The sequence below is a fragment of the Vibrio sp. 1F255 genome (assembly GCF_041439145.1).
In the GTDB taxonomy this organism is placed as follows: Bacteria; Pseudomonadota; Gammaproteobacteria; order Enterobacterales; family Vibrionaceae; genus Vibrio; species Vibrio crassostreae_C.
This window is the reverse complement of sequence record NZ_JBGONQ010000014.1, coordinates 39605-54466: the sequence shown is the minus strand read 5'-3', so window position 1 is coordinate 54466 and position 14862 is coordinate 39605. Positions and strand designations below refer to the sequence as shown.

General features: G+C 45.5%; 11 protein-coding genes. 5 read left to right on the top strand and 6 right to left on the bottom strand.

Going from position 1 to position 14862, the window contains the following annotated elements; genetic code table 11:
* Positions 1-133: 133 nt before the first annotated feature.
* Positions 134-1969 carry a translational GTPase TypA gene (gene typA, locus ACED41_RS10075; protein ID WP_017059220.1) on the bottom strand — a complete coding sequence of 612 codons (1836 nt, stop codon included), beginning with the start codon at positions 1967-1969 and terminating at the stop codon, positions 134-136.
* Between the two features lie 562 nt (positions 1970-2531).
* Between typA and glnA the strand changes: the two genes are divergently transcribed.
* The 5 genes from glnA (at position 2532) to ACED41_RS10050 (ending at position 10186) form a co-directional block, all read left to right on the top strand.
* Complete coding sequence (gene glnA / locus ACED41_RS10070) at positions 2532-3941, top strand: glutamate--ammonia ligase (protein ID WP_017059221.1); 1410 nt, start codon at positions 2532-2534, stop codon at positions 3939-3941.
* A 214-nt stretch (positions 3942-4155) separates the two neighbouring features.
* A complete protein-coding gene (locus tag ACED41_RS10065) occupies positions 4156-4725 on the top strand; it encodes a DUF4124 domain-containing protein (RefSeq protein WP_371724904.1) in 570 nt (189 codons plus the stop codon).
* Between the two features lie 168 nt (positions 4726-4893).
* Positions 4894-5970 carry a nitrogen regulation protein NR(II) gene (gene glnL, locus ACED41_RS10060; protein WP_019826501.1) on the top strand — a complete coding sequence of 359 codons (1077 nt, stop codon included), beginning with the start codon at positions 4894-4896 and terminating at the stop codon, positions 5968-5970.
* A 121-nt stretch (positions 5971-6091) separates the two neighbouring features.
* Positions 6092-7495 carry a nitrogen regulation protein NR(I) gene (gene glnG, locus ACED41_RS10055; protein ID WP_017059224.1) on the top strand — a complete coding sequence of 468 codons (1404 nt, stop codon included), beginning with the start codon at positions 6092-6094 and terminating at the stop codon, positions 7493-7495.
* A 108-nt stretch (positions 7496-7603) separates the two neighbouring features.
* On the top strand, positions 7604-10186 hold the full coding sequence (locus ACED41_RS10050; protein ID WP_371724903.1) for an EAL domain-containing protein: 2583 nt from the start codon (positions 7604-7606) through the stop codon (positions 10184-10186).
* Positions 10187-10269: 83 nt separating this feature from the next.
* Here the strand turns inward: ACED41_RS10050 and hemN are convergent, their stop codons facing one another.
* The 5 genes from hemN to ACED41_RS10025 form a co-directional block, all read right to left on the bottom strand.
* The gene (gene hemN, locus ACED41_RS10045; protein WP_017060165.1) at positions 10270-11661 is read right to left on the bottom strand and encodes an oxygen-independent coproporphyrinogen III oxidase; all 1392 of its coding nucleotides are present in this window, start codon (positions 11659-11661) and stop codon (positions 10270-10272) included.
* Positions 11662-11945: 284 nt separating this feature from the next.
* Entirely contained in the window at positions 11946-12434 is a 489-nt protein-coding gene (locus tag ACED41_RS10040) for a DUF2489 domain-containing protein (protein WP_017060164.1), read from the bottom strand.
* Between the two features lie 6 nt (positions 12435-12440).
* Positions 12441-12998: a Der GTPase-activating protein YihI gene (gene yihI, locus ACED41_RS10035; protein WP_017060163.1), complete on the bottom strand. Its 558-nt coding sequence runs from the start codon at positions 12996-12998 to the stop codon at positions 12441-12443.
* The gene (locus ACED41_RS10030) at positions 12998-13636 is read right to left on the bottom strand and encodes a class I SAM-dependent methyltransferase (protein WP_010433503.1); all 639 of its coding nucleotides are present in this window, start codon (positions 13634-13636) and stop codon (positions 12998-13000) included. Before ACED41_RS10030 ends, yihI begins: the two co-directional genes overlap by 1 nt.
* A gap of 557 nt (positions 13637-14193) precedes the next feature.
* The gene (locus ACED41_RS10025) at positions 14194-14811 is read right to left on the bottom strand and encodes a cytochrome c (protein ID WP_012602993.1); all 618 of its coding nucleotides are present in this window, start codon (positions 14809-14811) and stop codon (positions 14194-14196) included.
* Positions 14812-14862 lie beyond the last annotated feature (51 nt).

The following is a 14862-nucleotide window of genomic DNA, read 5'->3' as shown; positions in this document are numbered from 1 at the left end:
AGGATGACGAAATCTCGTTTAACCGTATCTAAACAAACTAAAAAACAAAAGCCCCGAGCAGCTAGGCTACTCGGGGCTTTCTTACTTATTCTAAAACGTATTGCTTGTTAGCTAGAAGCTAGTCAGCTGGCAATTAAGCCTTAGCTGGACGTGCTGCACGCTTACGTTCGTTTTCAGTAAGAAGCTTCTTACGGATACGAATGCTTACTGGCGTTACTTCTACTAGTTCGTCTTCGTCGATGAACTCAAGAGCTTGCTCTAGAGTGTGACGGATAGGTGGCGAAAGAACCTGTGCTTCATCAGTACCAGATGCACGAACGTTCGTTAGCTGCTTACCTTTCAGACAGTTTACTGTTAGGTCGTTTGAACGGTTGTGAATACCGATGATTTGACCTTCGTATACTTCATCCGCGTGCTCAGCAAATAGACGACCACGTTCTTGTAGGTTGAATAGTGCGTAAGTCAGAGCTTTACCAGTTGCGTTCGAGATTAGAACACCGTTGTTACGTTGACCGATTACGCCGCCTTTGTGAGGACCGTAGTGATCAAATGAGTGGTAAAGAAGACCAGAACCAGACGTTAGAGTTAGGAACTCAGTTTGGAAACCGATAAGACCACGAGAAGGCATCATGAAGTCCATGCGAACACGGCCTTTGCCATCTGGAGACATATCAGTTAGCTCACCTTTACGTAGACCGATGTTTTCCATGATGCCACCTTGGTGCTCTTCAAGCACGTCGATAGTCACAGTTTCAAACGGTTCAGTTAGGTTGCCATCTTCGTCTTTCTTGATGATAACTTCTGGACGAGATACAGCTAGCTCGAAACCTTCACGACGCATGTTTTCGATCAGGATAGATAGGTGAAGTTCACCACGACCTGAAACACGGAAACGATCTGGGTTATCAGTTTCTTCAACACGTAGTGCAACGTTGTGTACTAGTTCTTTCTCTAGACGCTCAAGGATGTTACGTGAAGTAACGAACTTACCTTCTTTACCCGCGAACGGAGAAGTGTTTACTTGGAACGTCATTGTTACTGTTGGTTCATCAACAGAAAGCGGAGTCATTGCTTCAACATTGTTTACGTCACAGATAGTGTCTGAAATTTTCAGCTCACCAAGACCAGTGATTGCAATGATGTCGCCAGCGTTAGCTTGCTCAACTTCGTGACGGTCAAGACCTAGGTAACCAAGAACTGTACCTACTTTACCGTTACGTTTTTTGCCTTCTGCATTTACGATAGTTACTTGTTGGTTTGGTTTAACAGAACCACGAGTAACACGAGCAACACCGATAACACCTACGTAAGAGCTGTAATCAAGTTGCGAAATTTGCATTTGTAGTGGACCGTCAAGGTCAACTGCAGGCGCGTCTACTGTATCAACAACAGCTTGGAACAATGGTTCCATGTTCTCGCCAGTTTCGCCTTCAGTCATTGTTGCCCAACCGTTCAGAGCTGAAGCGTAAACAACTGTGAAGTCTAGTTGCTCATCAGTAGCACCTAGGTTGTCGAAAAGGTCGAATACTTGATCCATAACCCAATCAGGACGAGCGCCTGGGCGGTCAATCTTGTTGATTACAACGATTGGCTTAAGACCGTGTGCGAATGCTTTTTGCGTTACGAAACGAGTTTGAGGCATTGGGCCATCAACTGCGTCAACGATAAGCAGAACAGAGTCAACCATAGACATGATACGCTCAACTTCACCACCGAAGTCCGCGTGTCCCGGAGTATCTACGATGTTGATGCGGTAATCATTCCAGTTGATTGCTGTGTTCTTAGCAAGAATGGTAATGCCACGCTCTTTTTCGATGTCATTCGAATCCATGACACGCTCTTCAGCTTCACCACGAGACTCAAGAGTGCCTGACTGTTGTAGCAGTTTATCAACCAAAGTCGTTTTACCGTGGTCAACGTGCGCGATGATCGCGATATTTCTTAACTTATCAATCTGTGGAGTAGACATGGATTCTCGATTCACTCATAAAAGTAGCCGTCACTTATCTCAAAAGTTTGGATAATAACCGCTAGCTTGATTTAAAAAACGGTCAATAATATACCAGATTCTAGACAAAAACCCAGAAATATGTGATCTGAACCGGGGCTTTTTTCTTTATTAGCGATTCATATCCGCTTAACTTTGATTCAGTACAGTGTTGAACAGCCCAATTCGTAGGACTCTAAAAAAGTATCACCTGCGAGTGGCGAACCAAATCTCCCGCAAAATAACAAAAGTGGATTGACAACTTAGGCAATTCATTGCTGAATGGTGCTCGCTTATGTCTCATATTGGTGCACAGACAAACAATTGCACCAATAAGGTGCGCCCGGAGATCATTTTGGTGCAAAAACCAAATTAAGCAAAACCGAAAAACAAGTAAATCATTGAAATTAATGGAATAATTTTTTTGGCACGTTTTTGGCTATAGATAAATCAGCATCGATTAATGCACTTATAGACATTAATCAATGCTAGTTTCAACCGAATCGAGCTAATACCGAATTAATAACACTGGAGGTTATCCAAGATGTCAGTAGAAAATGTACTATCCCTGATCCAAGAGAACGAAGTTAAATTTATCGACTTACGTTTTACTGATACAAAAGGTAAAGAGCAGCATATCTCTATTCCTTCTCACCAAGTTGATGCAGACTTCTTCGAAGAAGGCAAAATGTTTGACGGCTCTTCAGTAGCTGGTTGGAAAGGCATTAACGAATCTGACATGGTAATGATGCCAGACGCAGCATCTGCTGTACTGGACCCATTCACAGAAGACGCAACACTAAACATCCGTTGTGACATCCTTGAGCCTGCAACAATGCAAGGCTACGACCGTGACCCACGCTCTATCGCTAAACGTTCTGAAGAGTACCTACGTTCTACAGGTATCGCAGACACAGTTCTAGTTGGTCCAGAGCCAGAATTCTTCCTATTTGACGACGTTAAGTTCTCAAACGACATGTCTGGTTCTTTCTTCAAGATCGATGACGTAGAAGCAGCTTGGAACACAGGTTCTGACTTCGAAGGCGGTAACAAAGGTCACCGTCCTGGCGTTAAAGGCGGTTACTTCCCAGTAGCTCCAGTAGATTCATCTCAAGACATCCGTTCAGCAATGTGTCTAGTAATGGAAGAGATGGGCCTAGTTGTTGAAGCTCACCACCATGAAGTAGCAACTGCGGGTCAAAACGAAATCGCTACTCGCTTCAACACGCTAACAGCGAAAGCTGATGAAACTCAAATCTACAAGTACGTTGTACACAACGTTGCTCACGCATTTGGTAAAACAGCGACATTCATGCCTAAGCCACTAGTTGGTGACAACGGTTCTGGTATGCACGTTCACCAATCTCTAGCAAAAGACGGCGTTAACCTGTTTGCTGGTGATAAGTACGGCGGCCTATCTGAAATGGCTCTTTACTACATCGGTGGTGTAATCAAGCACGCTCGTGCAATCAACGCGTTTGCTAACCCATCAACTAACTCGTACAAGCGTCTTGTACCTGGTTTCGAAGCACCTGTAATGCTTGCTTACTCAGCACGTAACCGTTCTGCTTCTATCCGTATCCCAGTAGTACCAAGCCCTAAAGCACGTCGTATCGAGCTACGTTTTGGTGACCCAGCAGCTAACCCATACCTATGCTACTCAGCAATGCTTATGGCTGGCCTTGACGGCATCAAGAACAAGATTCACCCAGGCGAAGCTATGGATAAAGATCTATACGACCTTCCTGCAGAAGAAGCAGCTGAAATCCCAACAGTTGCAGAATCTCTACAAGAAGCTCTAGCAGCGCTTAGCGAAGACCGTGAGTTCCTAACAGCTGGCGGCGTATTCTCTGACGATTTCATCGATTCTTACATCACTCTGAAATCTGACGACGTACAACGCGTGAACATGGCTACACACCCACTTGAGTTTGAACTGTACTACTCAGTTTAATCTCCTGTAGAGATAAGCCATTTCTTACTGCAACCTTGTAAGAATCGCTGACTAAATATTAGGCTCGCCTCGCAGGCGGGCCTTTTTTATATTCTCCCTCCCCCCGCTTCCTCGTACCATACCTTAGACAAAAGCCCTCAGAGGCTGTCGCGCTAAATACAATAAAACCAACGCCAAACGTGAAATCACCTAGCGGTGAAAAGAGGCTAAAGATATGAAAAACATACTGTTCCTAATCGGGTTAACAGTCGCGCTCTCGTGCTCTGCTCAAACTGTGTATACCTGGGTAGATGAAGATGGCGTGCTCCACTTTAGTGATAACCCTAGCGCTCAAGATGCCGAGGCTCTTCGCCTGCCAGATGTGCAAGCTTCAGCACCCGCCCCTAAATTTGAGGCCTCAACTCCGGTTGACGCTGCTGCTTCCTCTACAACTAAAACGGCAACGCCAGCCAAAACTCAGGCAGAAACCGAAACCACAAAGCGCGAGGTTCCTACTCAATTAGCCCTCACCATGTTGACTCCAGTTCATGATCAAACCATTCGTAGTAATCGCGGCTTAATCCCGATTCAGATAGAACTCAACCGAAAGCTTGGTATAGGTGAGCAATTACAATTGATGCTCGATGGCCGTCGATATGGCGCCCCACAGACCCAACCTATTTGGGAATTAAAAGGTATCGAACGAGGTACTCACACCATTGCAATTCAAGCACATAGAAGCGGCAAGCTTATTGCATCTACTAGTCCAGTCACCGTGTATTTACATCGAGCGACGCTCAAGTAGGCCAATGTGTTAAAAGAGGCCAAATAACCTCTACTTTTCACCTAATCGAAGCAGCTTTCAGCGACTCTAATGAATTATCTTTAGCTTCTGGTTGATATGCGCCATACTTGAACTTAGCTACGCACCAATTTGGTGCAGTGAGAAAAACACCAGTTCAAGGACGAAATAGTGAATCGATCAGCCAAAAGCGACAGCATAGATACACACCATCTTTCCAGCGCCATTCTCGACAATATGGTGACTTCGACATTAATGCTCGATGAGCAATTGTATGTCCGATACGCAAATCCGGCGGCTGAGCAGCTCTTTTCACAGAGCGCACGACGCATCGTTGATCATCCACTGAGCCAACTTATCCAACACGCTTCACTTGATTTGGCGCTTCTGACGCAACCGCTACAAAGTGGCCAGAGCATTACCGACAGTGACGTTACCTTCGTTGTTGATAACCGCCCACTGATGCTTGAAGTCACGGTTAGCCCAATATCTTGGCAGCGAGAGACGCTGTTATTGGTTGAGATGCGCAAGATAGACCAGCAAAGACGCCTTAGCCAAGAGCTCAACCAACATGCACAACAACAAGCGGCTAAGTTGCTGGTACGCGGGTTAGCACATGAGATCAAAAATCCACTCGGTGGCTTAAGAGGTGCGGCGCAGTTACTTGGGAAAATGCTTCCTGATCAGTCTCTTAATGAATATACGCAGATCATTATTGAGCAAGCCGACCGCCTAAGAGCTTTAGTCGACCGTCTGCTTGGCCCACAGAAGCCGGGGACTAAATCAGAAGAGAACCTTCACCAGATACTTGAGAAAGTCAGGCAGCTCGTAGAGCTCGAATCGGGTTCAACGCTCGCCATCGAAAGGGATTACGACCCGAGCCTACCGGACATCTTGATGGATTCGGCACAGGTTGAACAAGCGATGCTCAATATCGTGAGCAATGCAGCGCAGATTCTAAAGACTCAAGATTCTGGCAAAATCACCATTCGCACCAGAACGGTGCATCAAGCAAATATTCACGGGCAGCGACACAAACTCGCAGCTCGTATTGAGATCAGCGATAACGGTCCGGGCATCCCCGATGATTTAAAAGACACGCTGTTTTACCCAATGGTCAGCGGACGAGAAGGTGGAACAGGGCTGGGGCTATCGATTTCTCAAAACCTGATCGATCAACACAATGGGAAAATTGATGTTGAAAGCTGGCCAGGCAACACCACATTCACGATTTATCTACCGATTTAGGTCATAAGAACCTCGCTATTGGACAGCGAGATGAAAGGCTTAGCTCGGTAACACAAAGATTAAGACATCATAAAAACAACAATGATTATCACAATAGATTTGGCTGCAAAGGAATTGAATTATGAGTAAGGGATACGTTTGGGTCGTCGATGACGACAGCTCTATCCGCTGGGTAGTAGAGAAAACACTTTCATCTGCGGATATTAAGTGTGAAACATTTGCTGATGCTGAGAGCGTGTTGCTTGCGCTTGAGCGCGAGACACCGGACGTATTGGTGTCTGACATTCGCATGCCCGGCATTGACGGGATTGAGCTATTGCATCAGGTTCATCAACGCTCTCCCGACCTGCCCGTGATCATTATGACCGCGCACTCAGACCTTGATGCGGCGGTGAATGCTTATCAAAAAGGCGCCTTTGAATATCTTCCAAAGCCGTTCGATATTGATGAAACACTGACTCTAGTCGAACGAGCGATCGCGCACAGCCAAGAGCAGAAACGCGAACAAGCCAGTGAGGTCGCTGAAGACACCAACGCGCCAGAAATCATCGGTGAAGCACCGGCAATGCAGGAGGTTTTCCGAGCGATTGGCCGTTTGTCTCGCTCATCCATATCCGTGCTGATCAATGGTGAATCGGGTACCGGTAAAGAATTGGTCGCTCACGCTCTGCATCGTCACAGCCCAAGAGCTAAGAAGCCCTTCATTGCCTTGAACATGGCAGCAATCCCCAAAGATCTGATCGAGTCTGAACTGTTTGGCCACGAAAAAGGTGCCTTTACCGGTGCTAACAGCGTTCGCCAAGGACGCTTTGAACAAGCCAACGGCGGCACCCTATTTCTGGATGAGATCGGTGACATGCCACTCGATATCCAAACTCGCTTGTTGCGTGTACTTTCTGATGGTCAGTTCTATCGTGTCGGCGGTCACTCTGCAGTTAAGGTAGACGTTCGTATCGTTGCCGCAACCCACCAAGATCTTGAGCGCTTAGTGCATGAAGGCGACTTCCGTGAAGACCTTTTCCACCGACTCAACGTTATCCGAATCCATATCCCGGCACTTCGCGAACGTAAACAAGACATTGAAAAGCTGACTCATCACTTCCTAGCATCCGCCGCCGAAGAGCTCGGTGTTGAAGTGAAGACACTGCATCCTGAGACCATTTTGAAGCTCAACCAGCTCAATTGGCCGGGTAACGTGCGTCAGCTTGAAAACATTTGTCGTTGGCTTACCGTGATGGCCAGCGGCAGCGAAATTCTTCCTTCAGACCTGCCACCAGAGCTGCTAGAAGAAAAAGTGGTGACCACCTCAGGAACTGGAGATAACTGGCAACAACTGCTCGCTAATTGGGCAAAGTGTGCGCTTGATTCAGGAGAAAAAGAGCTGCTAACTTATGCTCTGCCAGAATTTGAACGTATACTGCTAGAAGCTGCACTCCACCACACTAATGGTCATAAACAGGATGCAGCTAAGGTTTTGGGATGGGGAAGAAACACCCTAACTCGTAAACTCAAAGAACTGTACTAGACCTTATATGATTCTCGATGCAGCTACTTTTTAACCAAAAAAGTGTCGCTTGGTTTGAATAGTGTCGGTACAATTACAGTACACTATTCACCAAAGTTGTAGCTAAAGATGTCTTTGAAAACACAAATTACTTTGAGAACCGCAGTGGTTCTGCCATTCGTGATGATTTTTCTATTCACTATGGGTGTAATGGTTTTCACTCAAAAGCTAAGCTACAAAGAGATGGTGAGTGATGTTAGTGCACGCCAGCTGACATCACTGACTGACAATGTTCATCAAAGCCTGTCTAATTTTTTAGAAAAGCCATTTCACGCCAACCTCTCGCTCAGCCATAACATCGGCTACCACCATCTTTATCAAGCAGGCAATCTTAGTAAGGTCCAAGACTATATTTTTTATACGTTTTCAGACCATTACACTGCTGTACCTCAACTCGATGCGATCGGCTTTGGTTCTGAAGATGGTAACTACGTCGGTTTCCGCAAAGAAGCCAACAAAGGCTACACCTTGATGGTGCAAGACGAACGCACCAATGATCAGCTGGTCATTTACCGTGGCAGCAAAATTAGTGAAGACATTCGATCGGTGATTTCAGGTTACGATCCTAGAATCCGTCCTTGGTACACACCCATTGCGACACAGAAAAAACCGTTATGGTCACCAATTTATGCCAATGCTGACGAACGTCAAGAAATCACCTTATCTGCTCTAGCGCCTATCTATGATGATAATGAATTCAAAGCCGTCGTAGTCAGCGACATCAAAATCAATACCTTCAATGCGTTTCTCAGAAAGCTCAAAGATAGAACGGATGCCTCTGTTTACATCATCGATAAGCAGCAACGCTTGGTCGCGCACTCAGGCGGAGGCAGTGTCGTTTCATGGGGCACAGGACAAACCAACAAAGGGCAACGCAAACTAGCAACAGAGAGTGCTAATCCAGTCATACGTGAGAGTGCTAGCTACGTAGAGCAATTCCACCTAATCGAGAATTTGGGCGAGCAGCGCTTTAGTTTTAGCCTAGACAACGAACGCTACTTCAACCAAATCACCCCATACGAAGATGAGCACGGGCTCACGTGGTTTATTGGGGTGTCGATCCCTGAAAGCAATCTGCTCGGTGAATTGCCAGAAAATCAAAGAAACAGTTGGTTGCTTGGGCTAGCACTGAGCTGCATTGGGGTCATTGCAGGATTAATTGCCTTTAATCGCGCAACCCAACCCATCACCTCGACAGCGGATGCGGCAAAACGCCTTGCTAAGGGCGATTGGGACGCGAGCATGCCAAAAACAGGGCATATATATGAAACCAGCATGTTGGTCGAGTCATTCAATGAAATGACCAACAACTTAAAGGCTTCGTTTCATGCATTACAGTCTCAACTTACCTATGACTCATTAACCAAGCTATACAGCCGTGAAGGCTTTATTGACGCTGCCAAGAAACACCCCGACAACGAAAAAGGCACACTGTATTTGATTGGTATTGATCGCTTCCGAGACATCAATGACAGCCTAGGTCATTACAATGGCGACCAGCTACTTATCATTGCGGCCGCTCGTTTAAGAGGCACACTGCCATCCGAATACCTACTAGCTCGCACTGGTGGTGATGAGTTTGCCATCTACGCGCCAAACGTAACGCAAAGCGATGATGTTCAGCTGCTGACTAACCGCTTACTTCAAACCTTCGCTTCCCCATTTTCAATGGAATCGGAAAGCGTGGTGATTAAGGTATCGATGGGGATAGTGAATGTCTCGAATCTTCACGACATTACACTCCTGCTACGCAGCAGCAGCATTGCATTGAGCAATGCGAAACAAGACAAAACCAGTGTCTGTATTTATAGCCTTGAAATGGGCAAAGCATCGAGACATCGCACCAAGATGTTAGCGCGGATGAACCGAGCGATTGAGCTTCAACAGTTCGAACCGTTTTATCAGCCTATTATTGATCTGGAATCTGGCTCGACCATAGGAGCAGAAACTTTAGCTCGCTGGATAACGGATGAAGGGGTGATCTCGCCACTCGAGTTCATTCCTCTCGCGGAGGAGAGCGGGCTCATTGACGATATCGGAAAACAAATTCTGCATAAGTCGTGTCGAGATACTGCCATCGCGATTGAATCAGGAAAGTGGAGCAAGGACTTCTCTATTCACGTTAACCTGTCGGTCGATCAACTGAGTGAAAGTGGCTTTGTGGAACAAGTAAAAGGCACGTTGCGAGACACAAATCTGCCAGCAAGCAACCTGACACTAGAGATCACCGAATCACGCATCGTCGACAACGACCCGACCATCATCGATAACATGCTGACTCTAAAAGCACTAGGGATATCAATTGCGATTGATGACTTTGGTACCGGCTATTCGTCACTGGCTTACTTACACAAACTGCCATTCGACTGCCTTAAGATCGACCGCAGCTTTGTCAGCAAACTTGATAAAGAGAACCTAGATAGCTCCATCGTCGCGGCCATCGTTAACATCACTAAGGGCTTCAAAGTAAGCTTGGTGGCAGAGGGCGTTGAAACACAGCAACAGGCTGAACTTCTCAAGCAGCTGCAGTGCCCGCTTGCTCAAGGCTTCTTATACAGTCGCCCAGTTCCGTTTGACCAATGGCCTACCGACCTCATCAACTCCAAGCAAAGTGCCAAGGTCAAACAAAATACCACTGAGAGTCTCACCTAAACCAGGCAGAAATCGAATGAGTCAGATACAAAAATGCCAGCATGATGCTGGCATTTTTTATTGTTCTATTCTCTATCGAGCGATTAGATAACGCGAGAGAATTGCTGCTGGCGAGCCTTTGCACGTAAGTATTTATCAAAACACATACAGATGTTACGGATCAGCAAACGGCCACGCAAAGTCACGCGGATTTCTTTGTCATCCACTTCAACCAACTCATCATTGATGAAGGTTTGCAGTAGCCCTAAGTCTTCTTTGAAGTAACCATTAAAGTCTACAGAAAACTCAGACTCGATCATGGTTTTATCAAGCTTAAAGTTACAGATAAGCTGTTTAATGACCTCACGACGCACTAGGTCATCACTGTCTAATACCACACCTTTCCAAAGTGCATGACGCAGGTCATTCACCTGAGCGTAATACTTCTTCAGCTCTTTTTGGTTTTGAGCGTAAGCATCACCGACCATAGAGATAGCAGAGACACCGAAACCAATTAAGTCAGCTTCACCTTGGGTCGTGTAGCCTTGGAAGTTACGATGCAGAATACCTTCACGCTGTGCTACGGCTAGCTCATCTTCAGGTAGTGCGAAGTGATCCATACCAATGAACTGGTAACCCGCTCCCGTTAGCGTCTCGATGGTATCTTGCAAGATAGCCATTTTCTCTTTCGCTTCAGGTAGATCTTCGTCTTTAATCTTACGCTGCGCCGCAAACAGCTGAGGCATGTGTGCGTAGTTAAATACCGATAAACGGCCCGGCTTCATTTCTAACACTTGCTTCAATGTTTCAGCGAACAAAGCTTGAGTCTGCTTTGGTAGGCCGTAGATCAAATCCAGGTTAGTTGAACGGAAGCCTAGCTCTTTCGCTCGTTTAACCATCGCAATGATGAACTCTTCATCTTGCTCACGGTTAACCAGTTTCTGCACTTCTTTATTGAAGTCTTGCACGCCAATGCTCAGGCGGTTGAAGCCTTCGTTACGCAGGTGGTCAAGTACGTCTAGCTCAATCTCACGCGGGTCAACTTCAATACTGATTTCAGCGTCAGCGGTGAAGTTAAACTCTTCACGCAAAATACTCATCAAACGAGTGATTTGTGTTTTGGTCAAGAACGTTGGCGTACCACCACCGAAGTGCAATTGCGTCACTTCACGGCCATTCAATAAAGAGGCGCGTTGGCGGATTTCATGTTCAATCACATCAAGGTACTCATCCGCTTTATGCGAGTGACGAGTAATGACTTTATTACAACCACAGTAGTAACAAAGCTTGTGGCAGAACGGGATATGCACGTAAAGAGAGAGTGGACGCTCAGGATATTGAGTACACGCCATGTCGTAATCAGCGACGGTAAACGCTTCATGAAACTCCAACGCAGTTGGGTATGAGGTGTAACGAGGTCCCGAATAGTTGTACTTGTTTAAGATCTCTTGATCCCAAACGATTTGCTGATTCGTTGTTACTGGCTTGCTCGACATAGCGGTATTTCCAATTTAGATCCGCGAGAACCTAAGGTCTCTCAAATCATTTTACATACATTAAAATATAGACGGGTTATTTTGCCACACGACCTGTAAGGTCGTTCCAAGACAAAATCAATTTTTTAGACAAAAACTCAGAACTGCTAGCTTGATCACTAACAAAGCGTCGGGATTAACGAGACGCAAAAGGTAAGAAGGCTCATTTAACACTATCTATAAAGATAAGGTGTCTCAAGAACACCCTGTATTAAACAAGCCTCTATTTTAAATAGTCTTAGAGACTAGATCATCTGAATGTTGATTTGGTTGTTGAGAGGTTTAACCTTCTCTTGCAACCTTTTCAGATCTTCAATGACCGCATCATTCAAGCGAGTCTCTGCCTTATGGCGCGTGAGATTCTGCTGCATGCGCTCTTTCTTCGTCAGTTCCTGTCTTGCCTCTCCGCGAGCCATATCTTTTACGATATGGTACAGCTCAGAAAGAGCAGGATACTCAGAATCAAAATCGACACGCTCATCACCCTGAACATTATCCATAATGATACACACTCGGATACTGATCTCAGGTAAGTCACATTGCCCTTGAATGCCCGCTAAGCACAAAGTATTTACGTTTTCGTAAATCGTCGCGTTGCGTTTTTCAATGGCTAGTGCTTGATGCTGCTTTTGCAACTCCGTCTGCTTCTTCACTTGAAGTAGAAGGTAACCTGCGTAAGAGCCCAAGCCGAGAATGATAATTCCACCAGCAATTGCTAATAAGGTTACGTTCACTGGCTATTAACCTTTAAAGCTGTCTAAATCGAAATCTTCGAATTGAGATAGCAAGTCTTCGTCAGAGCTCGCTTTCTTCTTAGAGGCAACCGGTGCTTCTTCGAAGATCTCTTCTTCATCATCTTCTGGCTCTAGTAGACCTAAGCGGCCCATTAGGTGTTCGATACGATCAAGTTTCTCATCAACAAACTTCTGTAGACCAGCACCTAGATTTTCACCATTTTCGATACGATCTAGGAGTGTGTTCAGTTGAGCGTCATTCTCAAGCATCTCTAACTCTTGTTCGTTAGATAGCTTGCGCTCTTGTTTAGTCGGCTTCTTCGCTGGTTCAACGATCAGCGGAATTTTTTTCTTGCTGCCTAAACGTGGATCACGAGCTTGTGCAGCTTTACGCTGTTTTGCTTCGCTACCATCTGAGTGACGGCTGCCAGACTTAAGGCCTTTACGCTTTTTAACACGCTTACGTTCACGACCTTCAACATCAGATTCACTACGGTTACGAGTAACCATAGGCTCCGGAGCGCCAAGTGCTCCCGGCTTTCTTGATTTCTTACTACGACCCATTACTGCACTTTCCTCAGTAAAATTACATCATTTCCAAAAAATTCTAGTTCGAGCTTATCCCGCTCTGCCAAAAACTGGAATGTTTGACGACTAAAGAAGACGACATGTGTCGGGTCATTCTTGTAGTGCCAACCAGCAAACGCGTCTACGTCTATTACTAGTTTAGTCATAAGACCAATCCAGCCCTTGGGTTTAACTAAATTCAACCATTGCTGCCACACTTTGTCTGGGTGATAAAGATGCTCTATCACCTCCGTGGCAGTCATAAAGTCATACGTTTTTTCCAACACAGAGGGTTCTGGGTGGTAATAGATATCGTACAACTCCATGGTGTGTCCGGCTTCTTCTAACATAATAGATAGCGTAGGGCCTGGGCCACAACCAAAATCCAACCCGTGTGAGTTAGATGAAATTTTGTCTGTTAGTGGATCCGCGATGCGAGATAAAAAGCGGCGATAGCCTGCATCACTAGGATCGTTCTCATGGAGATCATAGTGTGCTTTTTCTTCTTTTGCTTCTAACCTTTGTTCAGGTTTAACAAATACCAGTTCACATTGCTGACACTGCAGATAGGCTCTGCGTTTGTCTTCAAAATAGTGATTCACGCCTTGGTGATGGCATAAGGGACAAGTATACATAGCACATCCTTAAACAGGGATGCGAAACATACCAGAAACTGAGTTTATAGTGGAGAGGTATTGGGTGTTTTTTCATCAAATCAATAAAAAAAGCGATAGGAAAACCTATCGCTCTCTAAATCTGCCTATATCGGCCAAAATTTGCATACTCAACTTGGTACACAAATCTCCATTTGTTATTGGTGCTTTCCATGCCAAATTTGTTTGTTGTTCATCGTCCTGATGAGTTTTGGCTATCCTTTTCTAACACCTTGTTGCTGGGCTGTCCTAGCCTGATCCATTTCTGTCTATACCGTTAGACTAGATGATCATCCATATCTAAGTCAGCTCCTAGCTGATGGCGGTTACTTTACCGTGTTACAAAAAGACTACAAGAGTGCGACTTCACACTTTTGTACACAAATCGATCACACATTGATAAATCAGACATAAACACAAAACGCATTAATAAAACCAATACAAAAGAAAACGCCCCGACCATTACTGATCGGGGCGTCTCTTCAATCTCGCTCGAACGTACATTCCTTTACTCTGGCTAAGAGCAAGAAACCGACAAATTAGTGTAAACCACCAACGTACTTCGATAAGGTATCAATATCAGCGTCTGTTAACTTTTTAGCTACATCACGCATCATCGCATTCATGTCGTTATTACGGTCACCATCGCGGAATTTTTCAAGTTGAGCCTTGATGTAATCTGCGTGCTGACCTGAAATCTTAGGGAAACCAGAAAGTTCGGTACCATTACCACGAGGGCCATGACAAGCAATACACGCCGTTACGCCGCGTTCTGCGTTACCCGCTGTGTAAAGAACCTTACCTTCATCTACTACATTTTCAGGAGTAGAGTTACTAGAGATAGGTAGAGAGGCGTAGTATGCCGCTAGGTCAGCCATATCTTCTTCAGATAAAGGCATCGCCATTGCACCCATTACAGGTTCGTAACGACCTTGCTTACCACCACTTGTCATACCTAGCTTAAGCTCTTTTAACTGCTTCTCTAGATACTTCTCATGTTGACCAGCCAGCTTAGGGTACTGAGTGATCAGGCTGTTGCCGTCAGCACCGTGGCAGGCAACACATGTTTGTGATTTGGCTTTACCAGCTTCAATACTACCTTGAGCCCATACTGAGCAGCTGGCTAAAAGACTCAAAATTAGCGCTAATTTCTTCATGACATTCCATTATAATTATCAAGCTTCCAGTACCACTCTATGTTGCCACTC